The organism is Streptomyces sp. NBC_00385, from assembly GCF_035917155.1.
GTDB classification, from domain to species: Bacteria; Actinomycetota; Actinomycetes; order Streptomycetales; family Streptomycetaceae; genus Streptomyces; species Streptomyces poriferorum.
In genome coordinates this window covers 5,186,004-5,209,368 of the sequence record NZ_CP107951.1, presented here as the reverse complement: position 1 = coordinate 5,209,368, position 23,365 = coordinate 5,186,004, and the positions used below count along the sequence as shown (strand labels likewise).

The 23,365-nt window shown below is 70.2% G+C and carries 16 protein-coding genes and 1 tRNA gene; 9 read left to right on the top strand and 8 right to left on the bottom strand.

Annotation, left to right across the window (positions count from 1 at the left end):
• Positions 1 to 168 precede the first annotated feature (168 nt).
• Positions 169 to 624: a MarR family winged helix-turn-helix transcriptional regulator gene (locus OG959_RS23295; RefSeq protein ID WP_326666562.1), complete on the top strand. Its 456-nt coding sequence runs from the start codon at positions 169 to 171 to the stop codon at positions 622 to 624.
• A 46-nt stretch (positions 625 to 670) separates the two neighbouring features.
• Here OG959_RS23295 and OG959_RS23290 read toward each other — a convergent pair whose 3' ends face one another.
• The 3 genes from OG959_RS23290 to OG959_RS23280 form a co-directional block, all read right to left on the bottom strand.
• Positions 671 to 1,564, bottom strand: a complete 894-nt coding sequence (locus OG959_RS23290) for a cellulose-binding protein (protein ID WP_326661352.1) — start codon at positions 1,562 to 1,564, stop codon at positions 671 to 673.
• Positions 1,565 to 1,755: 191 nt separating this feature from the next.
• Positions 1,756 to 4,188 carry an SUKH-4 family immunity protein gene (locus tag OG959_RS23285; RefSeq protein WP_326661350.1) on the bottom strand — a complete coding sequence of 811 codons (2,433 nt, stop codon included), beginning with the start codon at positions 4,186 to 4,188 and terminating at the stop codon, positions 1,756 to 1,758.
• A gap of 5 nt (positions 4,189 to 4,193) precedes the next feature.
• Positions 4,194 to 5,171 carry an SMI1/KNR4 family protein gene (locus tag OG959_RS23280; protein WP_326661349.1) on the bottom strand — a complete coding sequence of 326 codons (978 nt, stop codon included), beginning with the start codon at positions 5,169 to 5,171 and terminating at the stop codon, positions 4,194 to 4,196.
• A 304-nt stretch (positions 5,172 to 5,475) separates the two neighbouring features.
• Between OG959_RS23280 and OG959_RS23275 the strand changes: the two genes are divergently transcribed.
• Together OG959_RS23275 and OG959_RS23270 are read left to right on the top strand one after the other, a co-directional pair.
• On the top strand, positions 5,476 to 6,009 hold the full coding sequence (locus OG959_RS23275) for a YwqJ-related putative deaminase (protein WP_148019068.1): 534 nt from the start codon (positions 5,476 to 5,478) through the stop codon (positions 6,007 to 6,009).
• A 10-nt stretch (positions 6,010 to 6,019) separates the two neighbouring features.
• Entirely contained in the window at positions 6,020 to 6,583 is a 564-nt protein-coding gene (locus OG959_RS23270) for an SUKH-3 domain-containing protein (protein ID WP_326661347.1), read from the top strand.
• A 40-nt stretch (positions 6,584 to 6,623) separates the two neighbouring features.
• On the opposite strand, the gene OG959_RS23265 is transcribed toward OG959_RS23270, so the two are convergent.
• Positions 6,624 to 7,925: a sensor histidine kinase gene (locus tag OG959_RS23265; protein WP_326661345.1), complete on the bottom strand. Its 1,302-nt coding sequence runs from the start codon at positions 7,923 to 7,925 to the stop codon at positions 6,624 to 6,626.
• Positions 7,926 to 8,125: 200 nt separating this feature from the next.
• On the opposite strand from OG959_RS23265, the gene OG959_RS23260 reads away from it, so the two are divergent.
• From OG959_RS23260 to OG959_RS23235, 6 genes are all read left to right on the top strand, one after another.
• A tRNA-Gln gene (locus tag OG959_RS23260) sits at positions 8,126 to 8,197 on the top strand.
• A gap of 109 nt (positions 8,198 to 8,306) precedes the next feature.
• Positions 8,307 to 9,755 carry a bifunctional UDP-N-acetylglucosamine diphosphorylase/glucosamine-1-phosphate N-acetyltransferase GlmU gene (glmU, locus tag OG959_RS23255; RefSeq protein WP_326661343.1) on the top strand — a complete coding sequence of 483 codons (1,449 nt, stop codon included), beginning with the start codon at positions 8,307 to 8,309 and terminating at the stop codon, positions 9,753 to 9,755.
• A 120-nt stretch (positions 9,756 to 9,875) separates the two neighbouring features.
• Positions 9,876 to 10,850: a ribose-phosphate diphosphokinase gene (locus OG959_RS23250; RefSeq protein WP_148019072.1), complete on the top strand. Its 975-nt coding sequence runs from the start codon at positions 9,876 to 9,878 to the stop codon at positions 10,848 to 10,850.
• Between the two features lie 197 nt (positions 10,851 to 11,047).
• The gene (locus OG959_RS23245) at positions 11,048 to 11,635 is read left to right on the top strand and encodes a 50S ribosomal protein L25/general stress protein Ctc (RefSeq protein ID WP_326661341.1); all 588 of its coding nucleotides are present in this window, start codon (positions 11,048 to 11,050) and stop codon (positions 11,633 to 11,635) included.
• Between the two features lie 105 nt (positions 11,636 to 11,740).
• Positions 11,741 to 12,334: an aminoacyl-tRNA hydrolase gene (pth, locus tag OG959_RS23240; protein WP_326661340.1), complete on the top strand. Its 594-nt coding sequence runs from the start codon at positions 11,741 to 11,743 to the stop codon at positions 12,332 to 12,334.
• Positions 12,335 to 12,435: 101 nt separating this feature from the next.
• Positions 12,436 to 12,906 carry a hypothetical protein gene (locus tag OG959_RS23235; protein WP_326661339.1) on the top strand — a complete coding sequence of 157 codons (471 nt, stop codon included), beginning with the start codon at positions 12,436 to 12,438 and terminating at the stop codon, positions 12,904 to 12,906.
• A 69-nt stretch (positions 12,907 to 12,975) separates the two neighbouring features.
• Here the strand turns inward: OG959_RS23235 and OG959_RS23230 are convergent, their stop codons facing one another.
• The 4 genes from OG959_RS23230 to OG959_RS23215 are packed head-to-tail and all read right to left on the bottom strand — an operon-like array spanning position 12,976 to position 23,286.
• Complete coding sequence (locus OG959_RS23230; RefSeq protein WP_326661337.1) at positions 12,976 to 15,129, bottom strand: DEAD/DEAH box helicase; 2,154 nt, start codon at positions 15,127 to 15,129, stop codon at positions 12,976 to 12,978.
• Positions 15,126 to 16,439, bottom strand: coding sequence for a BREX system ATP-binding protein BrxD (gene brxD / locus OG959_RS23225; protein ID WP_326661335.1), 1,314 nt, complete (start codon positions 16,437 to 16,439; stop codon positions 15,126 to 15,128). The genes OG959_RS23230 and brxD overlap by 4 nt, the downstream gene beginning before the upstream one ends.
• A complete protein-coding gene (gene pglZ / locus OG959_RS23220) occupies positions 16,436 to 19,402 on the bottom strand; it encodes a BREX-2 system phosphatase PglZ (RefSeq protein ID WP_326661333.1) in 2,967 nt (988 codons plus the stop codon). Before pglZ ends, brxD begins: the two co-directional genes overlap by 4 nt.
• The gene (locus OG959_RS23215) at positions 19,399 to 23,286 is read right to left on the bottom strand and encodes a phage resistance protein (protein ID WP_326661331.1); all 3,888 of its coding nucleotides are present in this window, start codon (positions 23,284 to 23,286) and stop codon (positions 19,399 to 19,401) included. Before OG959_RS23215 ends, pglZ begins: the two co-directional genes overlap by 4 nt.
• Between the last annotated feature and the right edge of the window lie 79 nt (positions 23,287 to 23,365).

Below are 23,365 nucleotides of genomic sequence, written 5' to 3'. Positions count from 1 at the left end.
CTTGGGTCGTGGTCCCGGCTACCGGGACAGCGACGTGCATCGTACATGCCTAATGTGTCATACACATTCCATGCCCCGTGCACATCGCATGAGAGCATGGAGCGTCGCCCGGAGCCCGACGTGCGACCGATCCCGGCGCAGAAGCAGCAGAAGCAGGAGGCCGCAGACATGCCGAGGCCCACAGAAGAGGTGGAGTACGAGCAGATGCTGCTCGGGCGTCACAGCCTCGCCGACCACCGGGGCGGACGGCACAAGAACGCCCTTCTGGACCGGAGCGCCTACACCCTGCTGAGCCGCCTCCGGGTCCAGGGCCCCATGTCCAACGGCGAACTGAGCGACGCCTTCGGCCTCGACGCCTCCACCCTCAACCGCCAGACCGCCGCCGTGACCCGCGCCGGACTGGCCGAGCGCATCGCCGACCCCGACGGCGGCATGGCCCGCAAGTTCCGCATCACCGCCCGGGGCACGGAACTGCTCGACGCGGAACGCGAACGCGTCGTCCAGTCCCTGGGCCAGGTCATGAAGGACTGGCCGGACGACGACATCGCCGCCTTCGCCGGCTACCTCAAGCGTTTCAACACCGGGATCGAGCAGCTCTCCCAGCGCCCCTGGCCGCGCCCCTGACCCGGGCACGGCCGCCCCTCCCCGACCCGGGGCGGGGCGGCTCCCGTCAGTCGTCCGCCGGAGCCACCCGTCCGGTCAGCGCCGCCAGCGAGTTGCGTACGTGCGCCATGTGCGCCTGCACGTCCTCGCGCCCCTCCTCGTGCTCGCGCAGGATCCGCTCCGTCTCCCGCACGACCCGCTCCTCACGGACCCGGGCCCCCGCGATCAGCTCGGCCCCCTGCGCCGCCGCGTCCTCCTGACCGTGGCGCGCGGCCTCCTCCGCCTCGGCCAGCGCACGCCGCGCCGCGGCGAGACCGGCCTCCGCCCGCTCCGTCAGCTCCGCGTGCTCCGCCGACTGCGCCGCCGCGGCCTCCGTCAGCTCCTCCCCCAGAGCCTTCCGGCGCTCACTGTGCTCCTGCTCCTGATGGGCCAGCACACTGTCCGTACGGCTCACGGTCGCCGCCATCGCGGCCTCCGCCTCCTCGCGGACCTGCGCCGCCTCCAGCCGGGCAGCGGCCAGTTCCTCACCCGCGGCGCCCTCGGCAGCGGACAGCGCCTGCTCCGCGCGGGCCGTCGCCGCCGCACGCATCGCCTCCGCATCGGCCCTCGCCGACTCGCGCAAAGTCCGCGCCGCCGCGTCCACCTCGTCCCGCAGCGCCTGGGTCTCCTCCGCGGCGGCAGCCCGGACAGCCTCCGCCTCGCCCTCGGCCAGCGCCAGGATCTGCTGAGCCCGCTCCCCCAACGACGCGTAGTCCTGCGGTGCCAGCGCGGCGACGGCCTCGTCCAGCCGCGCCGACTCGGTCACCAGGCGCTCCGCCAGCGCCGTCAGCCGCGCCACCTGATCCCGCGCCCCGTCCCGTTCCGCCGACAGCGCGGCCACGGTCCGGTCCACCTGCTCCGGGCGGTAACCACGGCCGCGTACGCCGACGAAGCCGTGCGCGGACACCGGTGCAGAACTCATCCTTGACGCCTCTTTCCGACTCTCCGACCACTGAGCAATACGTCAAGGATGCGGCAATTGGTCAAGAAGTCGGAATCGTTTCGATGCTTTCAGGACGGAAGCGACAGGCATCACAGCCCACGGAACAGAGTGGCGCCCCTCCCCCGAAGGGAAGAGGCGCCACACCCCGCACTACCGCGACGGCCGGGCCGTCAGATCAGCCCGTCCCACATCTGCTCCAGCAGGACCGACCACCAGCTCTCCGGCGACGCCAGGGCCGCCGGGTCGACCGCCACCAGCTGCGCCTGGAAATCGACCGTCCAGCGGCCCGCCTGCTCGGGGTTCAGCCCGTACCGCAGCCGCCACATCCGGCCGAGCAGCGCCATGGAACGCGTGAACTCCGGCAGCCCGGTGTTCACGAACTGCGGCGCCACCGACTGCCCGCCGGGGCCCGCCTCCACCGGCACGGCCACGATGTTCGCCGTCCCGTACTGCACACAGATCGCCCGGCCGAAGTCCGAGCCCATCACCAGGTACGACCCCGCGTCGGGGGCCGCCTGCACCTGCCGCTGCGCCGCCAGCTCCGCCAGCGTCGGCACCACCGGCTGCCCCGGCTGCGCCCAGAAGAACGGCCCGAAGTCGGCGGGCAGCCCCGCCCACACCAGGGTCCGCGCCACGATCTCCGGCACACCCTGGCGGGACACCGCGCGCTGGTCGAAGCGCAGCACCCCCTGCGGGCCGAACGTCTGCAGCATCTCCTCCGCGATCGCCTCCGGCGGCACCTGCACCGGCGGCGGCGCCTGCGGCAGCGGAGCCCGCACCGGCGCCGGCCGTGCCGGACCGTCCGCGACCTGGTGCAGCTCGCCCTGATGGGTCAGCAGATGCTGCATGCCCTGCTGCCGGCTCGCGTGGTCCGTCCCGTACGGAGCGACGCTCGTGATCCGCACCTGCGGCCACGTCTCACGGATCATCCGGGCGCAGTACCCACCCGGCAGCTCGCAGGACTCCAGCTCGGTGTGCAGCTCGATGACCTGCTGCGGCGGCACGTTCATCGCCCGCAGCTCGTGCAGCATCTGCCACTCGGGGTGCGGAGTGCCCGGCGCCGAACGGCGGATCAGCTGCTGCTCGCTGCCGTCCGGCCCGCGGTACCGCAGCACGGCCTGGTAGCCGGGGCCGACGGTCGGCTGCCCCGCCGGCGCCTGCGGATACCCGTACGCGGGAGGCGGTACGGGGCCGGGGGCCCCGCCCAGCGACCCGCCCTGGCCCATCGGCGCACCGGGCGGACCCGGCGGACCGGGCGGCTGCGGAGCCGACGGCCCGACCGGGCCCGGACCCGCCAGCATCGTCGCCGCATGGTGGACGTTGCCACCGGCGGGCGGCGGCGTGGAACCGGGCGGCGCGGGCGGCTGCGGCGCACCGGGCGCCCCTGGAGCGCCGGGCGGCTGCGGCGCACCGGGCGGACCCGGCGGCCGCGGCGCGGACGGACCGGCCGCGTTCGGGTCCGCGAACATCGTCGCCGCATGGTGGACGTTGCCCCCGCCGGGCGGCGGCGTCGAACCGGGCGGCGCGGGCGGCTGCGGTGCGCCGGGCGGACCGGGCGGCTGCGGTGCGCCGGGCGGGCCCAGCTGCGACACGAGCTGCGTCGGGACGTACCCGCCGGCCGGAGCACCCGGCGTGCCCGGTCCCGAAGGAGGCGGCAGCGGGGCACCGGGCCGGGCGCCCGGCGTACCGGGGGCGCCGGGCGGCGGCGGGGTCGTCGAACCACCGCCACGCGCACCGCGCGGCGGCACGACCGCCTTGCTGGTCGCCTCGTCGGAAATGTCACCGGAACCGGAACCCGGCCCGGGGCGGGGCCCCGGAGCGGCCGGGCGGCTCGGCACGGGGCCGCCCGGCACGGGAGCCGGCGGAGCACCGGGGCCGCCCTGCGGCGGCAGGCCCGGCACGATCGCCGTCGGCGGCAACTGGCTGCCGCCCGACATCAGCGCCGTCGGAGCGTCGGCGGACACCACGCGGGGCGGGCTGCCCTCGTCGTCGGCGCCCGAGAGCGGCGGCGCGAACACGGTGGCCGGCAGGCCCACCTCGCCCTCGTCGGACCCGGCGTTGGTGTCGGTCCCGGCCCACGGGGTGGCCCCGACGGGCGGCTGCGGCGCGGACGTCTGAACGCCCGGGGAAGCCGTCGGCTCGTACGGGACCGGCCCGCCCTGCGAGGAGGGGGAAGGCGTTGCGGGCGCGGACGGAGGTGTCTGCCCCGCCGCTTCGGCCCGCCGGTCCGGGATACCCAGCTTGTCGGCCGCCTCCTGGAGCCACTCCGGCGGGCTCAACAGGAACGACGTCTGGTTCAGATCGATACGCTGCGGCGGCTCGGGGGCCGCGGGCGCGCCGGCCGTCGACCCGTACTCCTCCTCGTACCGCCGGATCACCTCACCCACCGGCAGCCCCGGCCACAACGTCGCCTCGCCGCTGTCCCGGGCGATCACCAGCCGCTGCCGCCCGCCGTCCGACACCGGGCCCTCGGCACGGTCCTCGGCCCACACGACGAAGCCCAGCTCGAACTCGCGTACTCGCACCTCCCGGTGCTGGTACGCCGCAACGTCGCCGTTGACCCACTCGTCCGCGCGCTCCTGCGCCTGCGCAAAGGTCACCATCGCGCTCACCCCTCCACCGGGACAGCACGCGCGAAGCCGCCGTCCACCATCAGGTTCGCCACCGTCTCCAGCTCCGGCGGATTGCCCGCGAGCCGCTGGAGGAACGCGTCGAAGTCGGCGCCGCAGGGCAGCAGCAGCCGGTCCACCCGCTCCTGCACGCTCCAGCCGTCCCGGTCACGGGCGTCGTCGTACGCGCAGAACCAGACCGAACCGACGCCGTCGCCGCGGACCTTCACCGCGACAATGCCGCCCTGGACGAAAGCGACGCCCAGATAGTCCTTGGTCAGATGGTCCCGCAGGCACTTGTTCACATAGACCAGGTCGTTCACGCCGGCTTCCTCGCGCACCGTGAAGAACGGCTGGTCGACCAGCAGGCCGAGCTCCGCGTCGAGCGCCGCGCCGACCGGAGCCGAACCGCCCGCCGCCTTCAGGAACGAGCGGTACGCACCCGGCAGCCGGTAGCCGAGGTCCTCCTCGACGCCCTGGATCTGCTGCTCGCTGACCGCCACGGCGCCCTTCGGCAACCGGAAGTGCGCCGGCCGGGTCTCCTGCAGCGGACGCGTGCCCCGCTTGTTCTGGTCCACGGCGGTCGTCGCCAGTCCACCGTGGTGCCGGAGCAACGCCTTCACCTCGACCGGGACCAGCTCCATCCGCCGGCCGCCCGGCACGTGGTGCCAGGTCCAGCCGTGCGGGGTGGCCACAGCGGGAATCGTGTCCCACAGATCGTGGCCGCTCGCCGCCAGCGCCGCGTTCGCCGACACGTAGTCCGTGAGCCGCAGCTCGTCCACGCCGAACCCCTGCGGGGGCTCGGCGATCTCGGCGGCGGCGCGCGCGTAGGGCGCGAAGTCCGGACAGCCGTTCCCGTCCATACGCACACCTCTGGGGTGGCGGGACGCCCGGACCGGATCCGGGAAGTGCACGAGCTGCCCGGCGTAGGCCGCGTTCGGTGGCGCGGCTTGCTGCCCGAGCCGACCTGTCGTCATGGCGGTTGCCCCCTGCTGCGTCTGGCTGATGAGGACCGACCTGCCCATGGGGGCGGTCCAGGCACAGCCTATGCGGTGAGCCCGGGACAGGCCCCGCCCCTCCGCCCCACGGCCACTTCCGTCACCAACCGTCACAACCGGGTGACGGACGAGCGACGATCGGGCCACTGAAGCGCGACACGCAGACACGTTTCATCGACCCCGCTTTCACAGGACCCGACACATTTGGCAGGCTGTCACCCGCATACACGGGGGCGTGCACATTCGGCAGCAGCCGCTGCGGGCACGGGAGGGACACAGCACCATGCACACCGCACACTCTGCACAGACCGTCACCACCGGGGACCCCCGACTCAGCTGGAGCAGCAACGAGACCGGCCACACACCGCGCCTGATCCACCGCCGCGACGGCATCCTGCCCGCGGTGGCCGCAGCGCTGTCCGTGCGCGGGGAAACGCTCACCTGCACCGCCGGCAAGGGCGACCAGCCGCCCGTTCTGCACCACCTCGTCCAGGACTTCCTGGACACCCTCCCCAGCGGGCAGCGCGAACGCTTCACCGGCCGCTGCCCCGAAGCCATACTGCTCTCCCGGCACCTCACGGCCGCCGAGTCCGGCCGCTCCAAGCGGGCCCAGCGCAAGCCCCTCACCAACGGCGAGGCCCGGCGCGCCCTCAAGCACGCCCGGCTCACCGCACGCCGCATCCGCGAGGACGGCGACCCGCTCCACGGCAGCTACGCGGCGCCCTGCCGCTCCTGCTCCGTGATGCTCGCCCACTTCGGCGTACGTCCCGTCGACCTCACCACGACCGGAGCGGCGACGACCGCCGAGAAGGGCTGACAGCGCCCCCATGCAGGACCGAACCGACCTTCCCGACCTGCCTGCGCAATCAGGACCGGCCCACCACGACCGTCACAGCTCCACCCGCTTCCCCGTCGCCGTCGACGCCGCCCTGCGCGCCGCCGGCTGGGAACCCGGACGCTGGGACATCCGGCAGGCCGAGGAGTGGGCCGACGCCCTGCGCTCCCACGCCTCACCCGCCGGGCACCAGCACGCCGTCTTCCCCGCCGCGGTGGAGGCCTGGGCCGAATTCGGCGGGCTCCTCATCACCGCCACCGCACCCGGGCGGCAGATCGCGCCGCCGTCCGTACGGATCGACCCGCTGAGCGGACTCCACCTCGCCCGGACCCTGGGAGACCTCGGCCGCGCCCTGGAGACCGAGGTCGCCCCCCTGGGCGAGGAGGGGGACGCGCAGGCCGTTCTCGCGATCGACGCGGAGGGGCGGATCTACAGCATCGACCACACCGGCGACTGGTACCTGGGACCCGACATCGACAGCGCCCTGGCCGCACTCGTCGCCGGTATCCAGCCGGAGCGCCTGGTCTCGGCCGAGAGCCCGGCCCCCGGGGCCTGATCCGGACGGACCGGGGCCGGCCCCACCCGGCCGGAAGGCGCTACGCCGCGTCGACGTCCGGCAGGACGGCCGACACCCGGAAACCGCCCGCGTCCGTCGGGCCGGACACGAAGACGCCCCCCAGCCCGAGCACCCGCTCCCGCATGCCGACGAGCCCGTTGCCTCCGCTGGGCAGCCCCGCGTCCGCCGTCGCCGCGTCCGAGGGCCCGTTCTCCACCTGCATGGCGACCTCGGCGTCCCGGTGGGCCAGGCGCACCCAGGTCTTCGCGCCCGCCGCGTGCTTGTGCACGTTCGTCAGGGCCTCCTGGACCACCCGGTACGCCGTCTGCTCGACCTCGGGCGCGTACGGACGCGCGTCGCCCTCCACCGAGAGCTCCACCGTCATCCCGGCCGCCCGTGACTCCCCCACCAGGGTCTCCACCTCGTCCAGCCGCGGTCCGTCCTCCGCCGCGACCGGGACCGCACGCCCCACGGACGCCAGCGGGACCTTCGTCACCCGCGCCACCATCGGCTCCCCGGTCCGCAGCACCCCGAGCATCTCGCGCAGCTCCGTCAGGGCCTGCCGCCCCATGTCACCCACCAGCGCCGCGTTCCGCACCGCCTTCGCCGGGTCCTTGGGCGCCACCGCCTGCAGGGCCGCCGCATGGACCACCATCAGGCTCACCCGGTGCGCCACGACGTCGTGCATCTCCCGGGCGATCCGGTTCCGCTCCTCCGTGCGCGCCCACTCCGCCCGCTCCTCCGCCCGGTCCGCGAGCAGTGACAGCTCCCGCTCCAGCGAGTCCGCCCGCTCCCGCAGGCTCTCCATCAGCCGGCGCCGCGCCCCTATGTAGAGGCCGAACAGGACCGGCGGCGCGGTCAGGCCGACCGCCATGAAGAGGGACAGCATCGGCACGTACCAGTCGCCGGGGCCGAAGTCCGCGTCTGCGTCGACACCCTGCCGCAGCCGTACATAGGTGACGATGAACGTCCCCACCAGCTGCATGCTCATCAGCACCGCGGTGATCCGGCGCGGCACATCGGACGCGGCCAGCGTGTACAGGCCGACCAGGCCCATCAGGAAGCCCATCTCGGCCGGCGTCGTCGCGATCGACACGAGCACCACGGCGATCGGCCACTTCCGGCGTACCAGCAGCACGGACCCCGCGATCAGTCCGAACACCACTCCCAGCGGCACCGGCAGTCCGGTGTCCCCCGCGAACGCCACCCCTTCCAACGCACACTCCAGCGCCGAAACCAGCGCCAGTCCCCCGTCCAGTGCGACACTCCGTCGCCGTTCCCACCACCAGTAGCCGCGGGTGGTCGATCCCGCCGCCTCCCGGTCTGCCCCCGTTGCGGTCATGGCATCCAGCGTACGGGCGGGCGCACCTCATTTTCGGGTGACCTGCGCAGCACGTCGGGGCGTCGAACGGATTCGAATGGGCGGAGGTTCGCGTGAAGGAGAGCGCGGACCTATACCGTCGCGTCGAGGGCCGCTGGTACGGCATAGTGTTGGGTGCCAATCCGGCGGCCTGACGCAATGTCCGGTTAGTTCGCCTTTATTCCCCCATGGTGTAATTGGCAGCACAGTAGCTTTTGGTGCTATTTGTCCGGGTTCGAGTCCTGGTGGGGGAGCATCTGCCCGCGGGCCCCGACCGAACCGGTCGGGGCCCGCGCCCATGTCCGCCCGAACGCCCCCCGGTATCCTGCGGATGTCCATCACCCGAAGCCGAAGGGCCTATCCGTGAGCTCCGTACGCCCGGCAGCCGTCGTCGTCCTCGCAGCGGGTGAGGGCACCCGCATGAAGTCGAAGACCCCCAAGGTCCTGCACGAGATCTCCGGGCGTTCGCTCGTCGGTCATGTCGTCGCCGCCTCCCGCGAGCTGGACCCGCAGCACCTCGTCGTGGTCGTCGGCCACGCGAGCGAGCAGGTCACCGCGCACCTCACCGCCGCGGACGCCCAGGTGCGCACCGCCTACCAGGCCGAGCAGAAGGGCACCGGGAACGCGGTGCGCGTCGGGCTCGACGAGCTGGGCGGCACCGTCGAGGGCACCGTGATCGTCGTCTGCGGCGACACCCCGCTGCTGTCCGGTGAGACGCTCGCCGCGCTCGCCGCCACCCACACCGCCGACGCCAACGCCGTCACCGTGCTCAGCGCCGAGGTCCCCGACTCCACCGGCTACGGCCGGATCGTGCGCGACGCGGCGACCGGCGCGGTCACCGAGATCGTCGAGCACAAGGACGCCACCGACGCCCAGCGGGCGATCCGGGAGATCAACTCCGGGGTGTTCGCGTTCGACGGGCAGCTGCTCACGGACGCGCTCGGCAAGGTCCGCACCGACAACAGCCAGGGCGAGGAGTACCTCACCGACGTGCTGTCCATCCTGCGTGAGGCGGGGCACCGGGTCGGCGCCTCGGTCGCCGGCGACCACCGGGAGATCCTCGGGATCAACAACCGGGTGCAGCTCGCGGAGGCCCGCCGACTGCTGAACCAGCGGCTGCTGGAGCGGGCGATGACCGCGGGCGTCACGGTGGTGGATCCGGCGTCGACGCTGATCGACGCGACCGTGACGTTCGAGCGGGACGCGATCGTGCACCCCGGTACGCAGCTGCTCGGCGCCACGCATCTCGCGGAGGACGCCGAGGTCGGCCCGAACTCGCGGCTGAAGGACACCGTCGTCGAGGCGGGTGCGCGGGTGGACAACACGGTCGCGGACGGGGCCGAGGTCGGCGCCGGCGCGACGGTCGGTCCGTTCGCGTATCTGCGTCCGGGGACGCGGATGGGGGTCAAGTCCAAGGCCGGCGCTTACGTGGAGCTCAAGAACACCACGATCGGCGAGGGGACGAAGGTCCCGCACCTGTCGTACGTGGGCGACGCGACCATCGGCGACCACACGAACATCGGTGCGGCGAGCGTCTTCGTGAACTACGACGGCGTGAACAAGCACCACTCGACGATCGGCTCGCACTGCCGGACCGGTGCGGACAATATGTTTGTGGCGCCTGTCACGGTCGGGGACGGCGTCTACACCGCGGCCGGCTCGGTCATCACGAAGGACGTGCCCTCCGGTTCGCTGGCCGTGGCCCGTGGCCAGCAAAGGAATATCGAGGGCTGGGTGGCCCGTAAGCGTCCGGGCAGCGCGGCCGCCCAGGCGGCCCAGGCCGCGGCGGAGGACACCGGCAGCGAAAGCTGACCGGAAACAGGTGCGTCGCGCACGGCGTACCGTGATAGATGCTCACCCCATTTCGGCTGGCTCGTTGCACATCGGGACATCTGCGTGCAGCGCCAGATACACGTCTGAGGAGACTGTGCTGTGACCGGGATCAAGACGACCGGCGAGAAGAAACTGATGTTCTTCTCCGGCCGCGCCCACCCCGAGCTGGCCGAGGAGGTTGCGCACCAACTCGGTGTGGGCCTCGTGCCGACGAAGGCCTTCGATTTCGCCAACGGTGAGATCTACGTCCGCTTCCAGGAGTCCGCCCGCGGCGCCGACTGCTTCCTGATCCAGAGCCACACGGCTCCGATCAACAAGTGGATCATGGAGCAGCTGATCATGCTGGACGCGCTGAAGCGCGCGTCGGCCCGCTCCATCACGGTCATCGTGCCGTTCTACGGCTACGCCCGTCAGGACAAGAAGCACCGCGGCCGCGAGCCGATCTCGGCGCGTCTGATCGCGGACCTGATGAAGACGGCGGGTGCGGACCGCATCCTCACCGTCGACCTGCACACCGACCAGATCCAGGGCTTCTTCGACGGCCCGGTCGACCACCTCTTCGCGCTGCCGATCCTGGCCGACTACGTCGGTGCCAAGGTCGACCGCTCGAAGCTGACGATCGTCTCGCCGGACGCCGGCCGGGTCCGCGTCGCCGACCGCTGGTGCGACCGTCTGGACGCCCCGCTGGCGATCGTGCACAAGCGCCGCGACAAGGACGTGCCCAACCAGGTCAGCGTCCACGAGGTCGTGGGCAACGTGAAGGGCCGGGTCTGTGTCCTGGTCGACGACATGATCGACACCGGCGGCACGATCTGCGCCGCCGCGGACGCCCTGTTCGCGCACGGTGCCGAGGACGTCATAGTGACGGCGACGCACGGTGTGCTCTCGGGTCCGGCCGCCGACCGGCTGAAGAACTCGAAGGTCAGCGAGTTCGTCTTCACGGACAGCCTGCCGACCCCGGGCGAGCTGGAGCTCGACAAGATCACGGTCCTCTCCATCGCGCCGACGATCGCGCGCGCGGTGCGCGAGGTCTTCGAGGACGGTTCGGTCACGAGCCTCTTCGAGGAGCAGTAGGCGGACAGCGGGCGCGCAGGCGTCACAGAAGATCCACTTTGGGTGCGGCCTCCCCGCCGGGTAGACTCAGCGAGTTGCTCGGCGAGGGAGGCCGTACTCATAGGTACGGCGGTCCGTTATCGACGCGCTCTTCGTAGCAGGCCTGTCGTGGGCCGGGTGACCATCCGTAGCTTTGTCACCTTACGAGGAGTGCAGTCATGGCCGAGATCAAGCTCAACGCCGCGGTCCGTTCGGAGTTCGGCAAGGGCGCTGCCCGCCGTACCCGTCGCGCCAACCTGGTCCCCGCGGTCGTCTACGGCCACGGCGCCGACGCGGTCCACATCACGCTTCCGGCCCACGAGCTGCACCTCGCGCTCCGTACGGCCAACGTCCTCATCGGTCTCGAGATCGACGGCAAGGACGCCCTGGTCATCCCGAAGGCCGTGCAGCGCAACGCCCTCAAGGGCAACATCGAGCACGTCGACCTGCTGACCGTGAAGCGCGGCGAAAAGGTCGAGGTCGAGATCGCGGTGCACGTCGAGGGCGAGCTGGCCCCGGGCGGCAACCTGCTCGAGTACGTGCAGAACACCCTGCTCGTCGAGGCCGAGGCCACCCACATCCCCGAGTCCGTCACGGTCTCCATCGCGGGCCTGGACGCCGGTGACTCGATCCTCGCCAAGGACGTCCCGCTGCCCAAGGGTTCCGTGCTGGCCGGCGACGAGGACGCCGTCGTGCTCCAGGTCGTCTCCGCGCAGGCCGAGGAGCCGGCCGCCGAGGGCACCGAGGCCGCGACCACCGAGGCCTGATTCCTGCCCCACCTGCTTGACTGACGGGGTGGCGGATCTCCGCGAGGAGGCCGCCGCCCCGTTTCCCTGTCTGCCACCCGCCCGTACGCGAGGAGACCCAGCGCGATGTCCGACGCCAATGACCCCTGGCTGATCGTGGGCCTGGGCAATCCCGGTCCCGAGTACGCGGCGAACCGGCACAACGTCGGCTTCATGGTCGCCGACCTGCTCGCGGAGCGCATCGGCGGCAAGTTCAAGCGCGCCCCCAAGGCCCAGGCGCAGGTGCTGGAGGGCCGGATCGGCCCGCCCGGACCGCTGAGCCGCCGGGTGGTCGTGGCCAAGCCGATGTCGTACATGAACCTGTCGGGCGGCCCGGTCACGGCGCTGCGTGACTTCTACAAGGTGCCGCTCGACCATGTCGTGGCCGTGCACGACGAGCTGGACATCGACTACGGGACGCTGCGGCTGAAACTGGGCGGCGGCGACAACGGGCACAACGGCCTGAAGTCGATGACGAAGTCGATGGGTCCCGGCTATCACCGGATCCGGTTCGGGATCGGGCGTCCGCCGGGCCGGATGCAGGTCGCGGACTTCGTACTGAAGGACTTCTCGTCCACGGAGCGCAAGGAGCTCGCGTTCCTGGTGGACCGGGCGGCGGACTCGGTGGAGTGCCTGCTGGCGGAGGGGCTGGAGCGCGCGCAGGGCGCGTACAACTCCTGAGCCGCGCGGGCGGGCGCGAATTCCGACATACCCGCCGGTAAGTGGGCTGTTTTCGGCCACAGCTTGACCGACCGCAGGGCCCTGGCCAAGGATCGGCCCCCATGAAGCGCAGCTCCTCCCACCGTGCCCTGCAGTACGGCCGCAGCGCGGCGCTCGGCTGTGTCGTCCTGCTGCTGCTCGTCGCGGGCGTGCTGTCCTCGTGGGACTCGGCCCATCACATCGTGCTGGCGAAGGGCCGCGAGCACGGGACGATGACGGTCACGGGGTGCGGCAGCGAGGTCTGCACGGGTCCCTACACGCCGACCGACGGCGGGGCCGCCCGCTCCCGGGTGTCGGTCGAGAAGTCCGTCGCGGCCAAGAAGGGGGATCGTTTCCCCGTCGTCGTGAAGCCCGACACCTTCGAGGTCGTACGCACCGGGACACCCGGTTTCCTGCATGCGTGGATGCCGCTGGGCGGGGCGCTGGTACTGGCCGGGCTGGTGATCGGCGGCGGTCTGCGACTGCCCCGGGTGGGCTGGGGCGCGGGGATCGCGGGCGGGGCCCTGCTCGTGGCGACGTTCATCGCCCTGTGAGAGGCGTTGCACCTATAAGAGTCGCGTTCATCCCCGAACGTGCGAAACGGGTTTGATCCTCGCCAGTACTCATCCAACGGTCACGGAGGCGATCTGGGTCGCTTCACCGAGAACCGACGCCGCAGTTCCAAGATCGGCCAAGCGGGCGGATAGAGTCGCGACAGCGAGCACCTCGGGCAAAGCGACTCCAAACTTGAGGCCCCGCACCGCGCCAGGATCCACAAAAGGCAGCGTGAGGCCCTGTGCCGCGTTCGATTTAGCCAGGGTCCATTCCTGCCTGGATAGGCCTTCACGAAGCCGGACGTACCCGTCCGTGGGGCGTTGGATAGGGTCCGCGATGTCCCCTAGCGTGGCGGCCAGAGTGGCATTCGCCTTGTGGCCCGCCCACGTCCACCACCGAACGTCAGTATGGCGTCCGCTTCTGAGAATGACCGTGGCCTCAGAGTGCACCTTGTCGCCGTGGACCACACGTGCCTCACTGAGACCTTGTTCTGCGCGGCGGGTCAAGGCGACCGGTGGTGTAGCTCCGATCAGCACTTCCCGGACAGCACGAGTGAGCTCGTATGAGACACCACGGCTGAACCCGACGCCACTCCAGCGCGCTTTGCCACCTCCGTCCACCGGTTCGACGAAACAGCGGCGCCTGGACCAGTCGATGTAGGTGACCTGCCAACTGCGCCCAGCCAGGAGAAGACGCCGGGGGCCCATGACCCGTTCAGTGAGGAGCGCGGGGTCCGTGGTGCCAATCTCCTTACGTCCGAAGAGAACGGTGAATTCGGGTGCCGCAATGAACACTGCTGTCAGATCCATGAAGTGCCGGTAGCCGAAGCGCTGTTCGGCTTCGGGACCGATGAACAGCATGCCGCCGTCCCGGTCGAGGTACTTCTGGGCGATGAGGTGGCGGATGATCGGTTCGGCTTCGGGACCGAAGGGCCCGATACCGCCCCACCACTCCTGCCACAGGTTTTCTCCCACACGGTGTTCCTGCAGACAGAGCGCCAGAATCTGCTGGGCTGCGATATGGCGGGGTTCGGGGGGCGGTACTACGGGTTCGACCCAGCCCCGTGACCACTGGAGCAACAGTGCGGCAGCGGAGAGGAGGCCGCCTTCATCGAGAGCGAGGAACAGGCAGTTACGACGGGCGCCTGGGCGGCGGCCGGTGCGGCCAAGTCGTTGCAGGAAGGCGGCGACCGTGGTGGGGGCGTCGATCTGGATGACGCGGTCCAGGTCACCTACATCAATACCGAGTTCGAGGGTGCTGGTGGAAACGATGACGCAGTCGCGAGACTCGGCAAAGGCATCTTCTGCGCGTCTGCGCTCCGCGGTGGCAAGAGAAGCGTGAGAGAGGAAGGTGGTGATGCCTTTGGCTCGGAGTCTCTCGCCGAGTTGTTCCACCTGGCGGCGCGATTCGCAGAAGACAAGGCGCTTCTCGCCACGGTGGAGGGCCGCGATCACGGTGGCAGCATTATCGAGGGAGCCGACGTAGTCGAGCTGAATGTCGCCGGCGGGCGGGGCTGCGGTGGCTGTGGGTTCCTGTCGGGCTGTGGTGGGGGCCACGACGTGGGCAGGTCGGAGTCCTGCGCCGGATCCCTGTAGCCAGGTAAGGAGCTCGTGAGGGTTGCCGACGGTGGCGGAGAGTCCGATGCGTTGCAGCGGCCTGCTTGTGACGCGTTGGAGGCGTTCGAGAACCGCAAGCAGGTGCCAGCCGCGGTCGTCCCCGGCAAAGGCGTGGACTTCGTCGACGACGACGGTCTCGAGGTCGGAGAAGAAGGAGCGGTGGTCGACATGGGTGCTGACGAGCATCGACTCGAGGGATTCCGGCGTCGTCAGCAGGATGTCGGGTCGTTCGCGAAGGATTCTGCGGCGGCGGCTGGTGGCGATGTCTCCGTGCCAGAGGGCTGCTGTGCGGCCAAGCCAGGAGGTGTAGTTCTCCAGTCGTGGCAGGAGATTGTTGAGCAGCGCCTTGAGAGGGCAGACATACAGAACGGATGTTCCAGGCCACGGGGTTTGCGCCATTGCCGAGAGCAGCGGGAAGGTTGCCGCCTCTGTCTTGCCCCCTGCTGTGGGGGCAAGGAGAAGGACGTCGTGGCCGTCCATGACCGGATTGATTGCCTCCCGCTGCAACGGACGCAGGTCGGGCCAGTTCAGGGTGTTGGCGATGTGGTGCAGGACCACGGGATGGAGTCGGTCCGCTGCGTCGGAAGGCAGATCGGTGGCACTCATAGTTCGAGCACGATGTCGTCAGCCTGTTCGGCAGCAGCATTGCGTTCCACGTCGGTGAGCTCGGCACTGGTCAGCGTGAGGGTGTAGTGGGTGCGGGGGTCGAAGTCAGGGAATTGGTCGACCCGGTCCAGTACATCTCCCACGAGTTTTTTGAGGAAGAGGCGGGGGGCGATACCCGTCTTCCCGCCCAGGCCGCCCGCGACCGCGCGTGCGAGGTCGCCGAGGTAGGCGTCGTCGACGATCATACGGATGCGGTCGGAGCCGGTGCTGTCGGCGGCGTAGATGTCCCGTACCCGGCCGCCCAGTTCGGTGAGTGCGTCGAAGCTGAATCCGGGGAGTCGCAGCTGAACGGCGCGCGGGTTGTCGAAGCGGGCGTCAGTGGTGAAGTCGGCAGCGAGACGCTGAGCGAGTGGTGCCAGGCGCTGGACGCCTTGGGGGCCTTCGAAGAAGGCAGGGGTGCCGGTGATCAGGAGGTAGAGGCCGGGGAAGCGTCCGGAATGTACCTCATCGATAAGCTGGCGGAGCGCGTTGAGCGCTTTATCGCGTGCATCGGAGCGAACGCGCTGGAGTGTTTCGACTTCGTCGAGGACAAGGAGCAGTCCGGGGTGCCCGGAGTCCCGTAGGACGGTGAGCAGGCCTTGGAGAAAACCGAGCGCCCCGAAGTGGTCGAGGTCGCCACGGACCCCTGCAGCACGGCGGGCGGAGGCTGCCACGTGGGGCTGGCCGCCGAGCCAGGCGATGATGGCATCGGCAGCAGTGTCGTCACCGGCTTCCTGGGCTGCTCGGTAGCCGCGAAGGGCGGCGGCGAACATCGGAGCGTTCCGGGACACTTCTGTGAGCCGGACGGCGAGGAGGCCCGCTGTGGCCTCCGTCAGAGTGTCTTCAGTGGCGCCGGCTGCGAGGGCGTCCTCTTCGAGGGCGTAGAACCAGGCGTCCAGGACTGGGCGGAAGGCGCTGGGCGGGAAGCTGGCAGTAGCGAGACGTTCGGTGAGGCGCCGGTAGACGGTTTCCAGCTTGTGCAGAGGGGTTTCGCTCTCGGAGATCTGCACTTCGGCGACGGCGAAGTCACGCTGCTTGGCGCGCTCGGCGAGCCAGCGGGTGAAAAAGGTCTTGCCAGAACCGTATTCCCCGCGGACGGCCTTGAAGACGGCGGAGCCGGTGGCCGTTGCGTCGAGTTCGGCGTCGACAGCTTCCTCGAAGCGGCCGAGTCCCACGGCGAGGAGCCCCAGGCCTGTTTCCGGCACGGCTCCGCGGCGCAGGGCGTCGATGAGGCGCCGACGGCGGTCGGGACTGAGCGTTTCGGGGTTCACTTCGCTGCCTCTTCGATGCCGAACTGCCGCTTGAGGAGGGCGATGTCGAGACGCAGTGAACGCCCATTGTCGGTGAGGATGAGAACGTCGGCCTGGTCGTAGTTGAGGGCGCGCTGCAGGGTGGCGGCGAAGCCCGCCGCACGTGGTGCGCGCTTTCCGGCACGTTCGGCGAGAACAGTGACAGGGAGCACTCCGTGGGCATCGACGAGAGCACCGACAGCAGCTGCGATGGTGTCGAATTGTTCGGGACGGGGCAGAGCCTCAATCTGGGCAGCCATGATGTCGGAGGCGCGTAGAGCTTCCACGAGACGCCCGGCCCGGGAGATGGCGATGGGCGCGGGTGCTGCGGTCGTCTCGGCGGTGTCCGGCGCGGCGTCAAGGGCGTCGAAGGACAACAGTGCGCCCTGGCCGGTTTTTTGCTCGGTGGTGAGCTGCTTCTCGACCGCCTTCTGTGCTGCTTTCCTCGCTGTCTTGCGCGGACCCCGCATTGCCGCGGACGGCGCGTTCGGGCGCGCGCTGTTGGTGCCATCTCCGGGGGCCTCGGAATCCCACCAGTGAGGGCGCTGCGGCCCGAGTTCCCGCCATCCCTTGGGTGCGGGGGCGCCATGCGGGACGAAGGCGAGGACAGGAATGGCGACTTCGGCGAGCGCGATACCCCCGTGGTATCCGGCCTGCCGATTGCCGTAGCGCTGCGAGGTGTCCCACAGGGCGGTGATGCGGTTGTCGTCGGCGACGACGCGGCGTCCGGTGAGGACCAGCTCGCCGGGCCCGGCAGCGGTGGTGCCGGTGCGGTGGCGGGCGGAGAGTGCGTCGGGGACGGGCTGCTTGGCTGTTCCGTGGTCGAGGATGTGGCCGTGGTCGGAGGTGATGACGAGGGCACGGCCGCCGGTGCGGGCCAGCGAGAGGAGGTCCGTCACCCCGAGCAGTTCTTCGAGTTTCCAGTGGGCCACGGCACGGTCCTCGCCGAGCCGGTCGTCGATGGTGTTGACGACGACGGCGACGTGTACGGCCGGGTCCACGAGCGCTTCGGCGAGTTCGCTGCCGAGTCCGTGTCCGGACGGGCCTCGCAGGTCCGCCTTGTGGAAGAGCCGTACGTCGGCGCCACGCCAGAAGGCGTGGGCGCCAAAACGCCGGCGCTCCTCCTGCTGCTCAATCTCAAGGAGCTCCCCGGCGAACAGGGATCCCCGGGACACCTTGGTGAGGGTGGGCAGGGCGGCGAGCATGGAGCGACGATGCTGAACGCCGTCGCTGTCGGTGACCGGGTCGTATTCCGCCCAGGACTGTCGGCGCAGTTCGTCCGCAAGTCCCGCGGTGACGGCTGCGCTGGCTCCGTCGAGGACGACGAAGAGCAGGGGCGCCGTGCCTGTCTTGGCACGTGACGGCTTGACCACCGGGGCCAGCACGCGACGGGCGAAATCCTCCACGACCAGGAACTTCTCGGGGACGCTGCCTGAGCGGGTTTCTTCGGCAAGGCGGACGGCGAAGCGCTCGTCGACGATGTGCCGACGCGCCCGTACTGCGGCGCTCAGTGTGCCGAAAGCTGCGGGTAGTTCGGGGTGGGCATGGTCCCCGTCGTCTATCCATCCGACGGCCAGGTCGGCCCAGCTGTGGTCATCGATGTGCTGCTGCACGGCCTCGGCGGCGGTGCCGAAGGGGCCGGGGGCCGGGGTGGCGAGCCAACTCAGCAGGCGCCTGGCCATCCGGATACGGGTCCGGGTGTTCCTGTGCCTGTCCTGGGAAGCCAGGACGTGGCCGAAGAGCGCGTCCGCGGCACGGTCAAGCTCCCGAACCCTCCGCGGGTCCGGGACAGCTGTTGGGGAACCGGGGACGCTGCGGGCCAGCGCGCGGGCCACCTCGGCGTACCGCGCCTGGAGTCCGGCTTCCAGCAGATAGCTCTGTGCGGCGGCCTTTTCGGCGCCGAGGGTCTGAGCGAGGGTGTCGGCACGTGCCAGGAGGGCGAGTGGGTCAGGGCCGGCTCGGGTGGGCTCGTCCTCCGCCGCGACGGTACGGGACCAGCCGGCGAGGAGAACACGCAGATACGCCTCGGCCTCGGCACCGAAGGCGGCAAGGGTGTCGTCGTCGAGACGGTGCGGACCGAAGAGCAGCTCGGCACGTCCGCGGGCGCGGTCGGCGCTTGCGGGAGCGTTCGGCGCCCATAGTGCGGCACACACCAGGCCCACGGGTACGGCGTCGGCGCCGCTGCCGCCGTCGAAGAGGGCCAGCAGGGCGGTGAGTGTCTGTGCGGCACGCGTGCCGACCCGCTCCGGGTCGGTCAGCCATGCGGTGATGCCCTGCCGTTCCTGGGCGCGCAGTGAGGCGAGGCGTTCCGCGGCACCCGAGGCGAGCGACCAAGTGAATAGGGCGTGGGCATCAAGGCTGTCCGCGCCGAGCCGATGGTCGGTGGTGGACAGCCTGGCGGCGCTGAGCCGGGACAGTGCGGTGTCGCGGGCGAGGACCGTTCCGGGGCTCTTGGGCCAGTTCTCCTGTCCGGCTGCGTCGATGAGGGCTTCCGCTGCCCAGGCTTCGGCGGTCAGCCGGGGGTCGATGTCACGGGCGCCGAAGATACGGCGTACGACGGCCCAGGGCTCTATGGGATAGACACGGTTGCGGTAGACACGGGCGAGGAGGCCGGGGCCGAGGTCCGCTTCCTCGGCGTCCGTCAGGACGGCCAGGATCTCGGTTCTGTCGCTACCCTCTTCGTCACCGCCAGCTGTGGCACGGCCGGTAGTGATGACATCGAGCAGGGCGAGTGGGGAGACCGCTGCTGCCACCCGTGCGGTCCTGCCCCGGCTGAGCTGGAGCCGTTCGGGGCCACTCCATCGTGGTTCGGCCCGGATCAGAACGGTGCGCGGCTCGCCCTCGGTGAAAGAGCGGGCCTCCAGGACCTGGGCGACGGCGGCCGGGTGGGCGGGCCTGGGCCGGGGCTGCCTCTCGGGGGTCGTACGGATGTCGTGCGTGCTCACGTGGGATCAACCATCTGCCAGGTCACTTGGACACGGGCATCGGGGTCGCGCTCGGCGAGGGTGGACAGTTCGGCACGGAGCATGTCCGCGGCCTCGGCAGCCGTCGTCTCACACCGGCCGAAGACCGAGAGTTCCTCGGACGTGGACCCGGAGGTCGTCGCTGTGCGCGAGCCGCCAGTCGCCGGGTCGACGAAGGGGCCACCGGCGGCAGGGGTGGTCGGCTTCGCCGGGGCGGGGGCCTGTGCCGTGTTGGCCCGGCGGATGATTCGGGCAAGCTCGTCCTCCACCTTGGTCAGGGCAGAGGGGAGCGACGCGGTGAGCTCGTCGGCGTGAGCGGTCCCGCGCAGAGACCCCAGGGCGGCCTCGGCCTCGGCGCCGTACGGCTCGCGCACGGTGCCGGCCATGCCGACGATGGACCACGGGCCCCCCACCAGGGCCGCGGCAACGTCCTTGGCCGTGGTAAGCGATTTACCGACACGGTCCTGCCCGGCGGATTCCCCGACATCCGCGGCGGCAAGAACCGTGACGACGGCCAGCGGGTCGTGGATGTCGGCGCCGTCCAGGTCCCTCACCAGGTCGGCAGCTCGGCGTGCTGTGGCGAGGCGCCCACCGTCGTCGGTGGTATCGAGACCGAGCTTGCCGGCGTGGTCCTGAAGGGTGTCGACAAGAGTCTCGGCCGGTGTCAGCCACCTCTTCGCCTTGGCACGCACTCGTTCGCTGAACTCGGCGATGATCCGGGCACGCCTCAGCGGCGTCATCGGGCTCTCCCCGAAGATCCGCCCGGCCCGCTCGACGGCCCTCTCCCACTCCGTCTCGCCAGGCAGCCGTTGGGCTCTCAGGTCATAGGTGGCCTTGAGGGCTGTGGGGTCGGCTACGGGAACCGGCCCGCGGCGCAGGGCCCACACCCGGTCGGTGCGTTCGGCGTAGGCGCACAGCACCAGGTTGGCGACGATCGGGTCCAGGCCGTAGGCGACGGGTTCGTCGATCCAATCCAGCAGCTGCCGTACGGGGATGTCCTTGCCGTCCCAGGCCGTGCCGGCCTTCTGGCCGAAGTGCTCCTCCCAGTGGCGGCCGACCTGGAAGCGGGCTTCGTGCATGGTGCCGAGCCTGAGGCCCTTCTGTCCGGCTACCCGGCCCATCAGCTCGCGGTCCTTGGGCTTGATCTCGACGACGTCGGTGCCTTCGTCGGCGGCGGTCCGCAGATAACCGAAGACGGTCTTGATCTCGGCAGCCCGCACCGAGAGGCCGTCCTTCTTCGGGTCGAAGTCGGGGTGGGCGGGGTACTGGTGGGCGAGCACCCGGTCGGCGATGAGCCGGACCGCGTCGTACATGGACATGTTGTACTGCGGCAGAATCTGTGCCATGTCGGGCACGGTCAGCACGTGCTCGTCGTATGCACCGACCTTCGCGGGTTCTTTCGGCGACAGTCCGTACGCCTGCTTGAGCGCACCGCGGACGGTGGAGGTCAGGGAGCGCTGCTGGTTCTGCAGAGCGCCCTTGGCGCGTTCCCTGTCGTCCGGGTTGAGGTGGCCGGCGTACGAGTCGAAGCGCTGCCCGTTGAGGACATGGTCGACGATGACGAGCCGCTGGAACTTGGCGTACATGTCGTGGGTGAAGTGCGCGGGGATCCAGCAGACGGTGCGGATCTCGTCGTGGTCGGGCCGGTTCTTGAACCGCATCACACGGTCGCGGTCCTCGGCCTCGCCGTACACGTCGTCGAAGGGCATGTCGACGATGAGCCGCCAGCTGTCGTCCTGGCGCGGGTGCACATGGTCGTCAGGCAGGGTGTTCTCGTCGGCGAGGTTACCGAAGAGAACTTCCAGGGAGCGGGAGGATCCGCGCCACACCAGGCTGAGCCGCTCGTCGAGCTGCCCGTCGGTGATCGTCATCTCGTCGCGGAGCAGCCGCTTGATGAGGTTACGGCGGTTGCCGGGGTTGTTGTTGTTCTCGGCGCGGCGGATGACCGACTCGTAGTCGACGCCGACGAGTTCCAGACTGATGCCCGCGTCGGGCCCTTCCACGTACTTGATCTCGGGAAACTCTTCGCTCCACTCCTTGACCCGCCGGGTGACCTCCCGGGCCTCCATACCGCTCACCCGGGACGTGACGATCCCGTGGTTGAGAGCGGTGAGTCGCTTGACGGTGAGGTTCTGAAACGCGGGGACGGAGGGTACGACCGCGGACAGCAAGAGGGTGCCGATCAGCCGGTCGTCGGTGACGAACGCCTCGACCCTGCGGCGCCGCACGTCCTCGACGGATGCGGGATCCCGCCGGTAGGCCTCGATATCCGTGTCGACGATGTCGTGCTGGGCGAGCAGGTAGGGGCGCAGCTTGTTCTTGTACAGCTGGGTAGCGGACTGGAACTGGTCGGTCAGGGTGCGGGTGAAGGGGTCACTGCCTCCACGGTGCAGCACCTCGTACAGGTCACCCAGGGGGACAAGCTGGCCGAGCCTCAAGGTCTTGCGCTGGTCGTAGAGCATCTGCCCCATGAGCTTGAGGCCGGTGCGGGAGCGGGACAGCGCCTCGGCGACTCGGACGAGGGTGTCCATGAAGGCCGGAGAGAAGGGGTAGGCCTTGCGGAAGGTCTCTTCGTCGGCCGCGGTGATCTTGGTGCTGCTGCCGAGCAGCGCGTCCCACACTTCGGGCTTGACCCGCTTGATGTTGTTGAACGCCTGGTCGATGAGTGCTTCGGAGTCCGGCACGTCCTCGCGGGCCCGCAGCAGCCGCTGGTGGGCAATGGTCGGCAGGTCGCTGTCCGGAAGCGGGATGGTGCGGAAACGGTCGTCGGCGAAGGAGAGCGTGTCCTGGATGGACACCTCGGCGGAGCCCTTGACGGCCTCCTCACCGACCAACTCGCGCAGGTCGCGCTGACGGGCGATGAAGGACACGACCGGAATCGCGCGGCGCGCGTCGCTGCCCTCGACGAGGTTCGTGATCTTCGAGGACTCCTCGGAGACGAACTTCTCGTCCCGGATGTGACTGGCCAGCCACAGGATCAGTTCGTCGAGGAAGAGCACGAGCGCGTCATAGCCGAGCGATTTGGCGTGCGCGGCGATGATGCCGAGCCCCCGGTCGAGGGACACGTAGCCGTGCCGGTCCTCGGCCGCGTCCTTGAAGAGGCCTTCGAACCAGCTGCTCAGAGAGTCGGACACCAGCTTGGCACGCAGTCCGCCCGGTGTGACGGGCTCCCGGTGCCACAGAGGGTCCTCGTCGTTCAGAACCTCTTCGTCGACCTGCTCCGAACCGAGCGCGGTCTCCAGCTTCTCGCTGGTCCAGAAGACCGCGTCACCCCACTTGTCCTCCCCGTCCCCGCCGGGCAGCCCGGCGATGAACGCCTCGTCACCCACCCGTTCCCGGTGACTGCGGATGTTCTCGAAGAGCGCGTCCGTCCGGTAGACCTGCGGGATCGGCGCCTCGGGGTGCAGGATGCGGATCTGCTGGACGTAACCGCCCAGCACCTTCTGCTCCAGCGACTTGCCGTCGAGCATGTGGAACGGCAGCAGCAGGAACTTACGGTCCTGAAGCCAGCTGTGCTCCCTCATCAGCCCGGCGAAGTCCTCGTGCCCGCGGACCCTGAGCGACGCCTGCTCCCGGATACCGAGGAGGGCGGCGAGCACCGCCATGAAGTGGGACTTACCGGAACCGAAGGAACCGTGCAGGTGGGCCGCCTTGGAGCTGCCGCTGTCCAGCGCCGATTGGATCAGCGACAGTGCGTCGCCGTAGGCCTCCACCAGACCTGGGGTGAGGACGTACGCATCCAGCGCTTGCTTGAGTCCCTCGTCGCTGCCCAGCGCCTCAGTCAGCTTCAGAACGTAGCTTTCGTGAGTGATGTTCTCCGGGATGCCGATGACCTCACGCAGCAGTGGCTGGGTGGGCTGTGCCATCGCGTACTCCTCGTGTCCCGGCGGGCCGGCCACGTCGTCGCAGCCATCCCGCTCGCCCCTGTGCCGGTGTGACACGTAC